The sequence below is a fragment of the Cytophaga sp. genome (genome assembly GCF_051961495.1).
In the GTDB taxonomy this organism is placed as follows: Bacteria; Bacteroidota; Bacteroidia; order Cytophagales; family Cytophagaceae; genus Cytophaga.
In genome coordinates, this window is record NZ_JBQCDF010000130.1 from 1 (window position 1) to 2,010 (window position 2,010).

The window sequence follows — 2,010 nt, forward strand, 5'->3', positions numbered from 1 at the left end:
AAATAAAAAGCCTGTCCCGATCGGGACAGGCTTTTTATTTTAGCCACTTTTTCTGCCAACTTTTCTGAAAACTATAAGAATTCAATTTTTTGGGTTAAAATTTGACCACTTTTTAATAAAAAATATATTTTTTTTAAAAAACAGGTTAAAATTTTAACTAATTTTTTCATAAAACATACAAATATGAATAAGTGAAGGTTCAAAAATGCATGTAAATCCGTGAAAACACGTAGATTTTACTCCAATCGCAATTTTTGTATTGAAAACAGCCTCTTTTTTAAGATTTAAAATTGTACTATTCTAATTTTGTAGCAATCCTGAATATTTTGTTTAATAATTATTTCATAGGATTTTTTTGATATTAATGGCATTTTAAACCCAAATAATACATAATTATTAGATTTTAGAAAGAATCGGGATTTGCATCGAATTGTATTTTACCCTATGTTTACATCATGAACGATATGAATATTCTAACCCGGTATTCAAAAACGGCCATAAAAAATTAACCAACCCTTTTATCAAATTATTACCAACTAAACGAATTAATACTATGAAGAAATTTGCACTCGTTACGCTGGCATCTTTCATGTTCTCAGCGTTCACATCACAAGCCGAGGTAAAAGATGATTCTACTAAAAGTGGAAAATTGACGATCTCCGGTTACGCAGATGTTTACTACCAATACAACTTAAACAACCCTTCATTTGTTTCGCCTACTACTTCTGCTGGCTACGGCAACCCACCTATCAGCCAAAACCCGGGAAGAATCTTTGATGTAAAAAACAATCAATTTTCTTTAGGTCTTGTTCAAACCAAATTTGCTTATACAACAGACAGATCTGAAGTTGTGTTAGACCTGGCTTATGGTCCAAATGCGGCTTTAGGTAACTTTGGTAACTTATACGGTACGGATGTGAACATCAAACAGGCATATATGTCTTATATGTTCACAGACAAATTAAATGTTACTGTGGGTCAATTTGGTACACACGTAGGTTATGAGCTGATTGACGCTCCGTTGAACTACAACTACTCATTGTCTTACCTATTCGGTAACGGTCCATTCTACCACACTGGAGCTAAAGCATCTTATGCATTCTCTGACAAAGTTGGTTTAATGGCTGGGGTTGTGAATGGCTGGGATGGAATGTACGATTTCAACGGTACAAAGTCTGCAATCGCTCAATTATTTGTGTCTCCAACAGACGGATTTAACATCTATATCAACTATATCGGTGGTGATGAGAAAAACGGTTGGTCATTCCCTACATTAGGTAATCCCAACGCTCCAATCTCAGGGACTAAAAATGTATCTCATTTATTCGATTTAACAACTACTTATCAAATAACTGATGCCTTCAAATTGGGTGTAAACGCGGCATATGGTTTTGGTAACAACTTAAAAATTGATGCTGCTGAATCTGATGGATATTCTAAAGCTTCTTGGGGTGGTGCAGCGTTATATGCTGACTACAGATTCTCTGAGTTCTTCGGTTTAGGTTTACGTGCTGAACACTTCGAAGATAAAGATGCAGTTCGTTACATTGGCGCAACATTAGGTGGTTGTACTGTAAACGAATTCACATTAACTGGTGACTTAAGATTCATGGATGGTCACTTCAACCTGAAGCCTGAATTCAGAATTGATGTTGCAAATGTTAACGATGACTTCGGTGGTACATACAAAGGATATGTTAAAGATCCAGGTAACCCTGACAAAGCAAAAGCAACAAACGTTCAGCCGACAATCGGTATGGCTGCGATCTACGCATTCTAATCCTCGTCTTCGGACAAACAATATTTAAGATTACGGTTAATTTTTTAATCTGGTTAGTTAAAAAACCCAGTCGCCAATACCCTCGGCGCTGGGTTTTTTATTTTGTTGGAAGTTATCTGCTGGCGCAAGCATTTGTTTGTGTCTGGCAATAAAAGCGAAAAGGTTGTACGACCCCGCTGGGGTCGAATCCGATGGAGATAATTTTTATTTAAAACTGGGACTACTCCGGT

General features: G+C 36.3%; 1 protein-coding gene. It reads left to right on the plus strand.

Features of this window, described 5'->3' with window-relative positions; all coding sequences use genetic code 11:
- The first annotated feature begins 553 nt into the window (after window positions 1-553).
- Window positions 554-1,780 (plus strand): porin, encoded by a 1,227-nt coding sequence (locus ACTHJT_RS06295; RefSeq protein WP_440237151.1) that lies wholly within the window; start codon window positions 554-556, stop codon window positions 1,778-1,780.
- The last annotated feature ends 230 nt before the right edge of the window (window positions 1,781-2,010 follow it).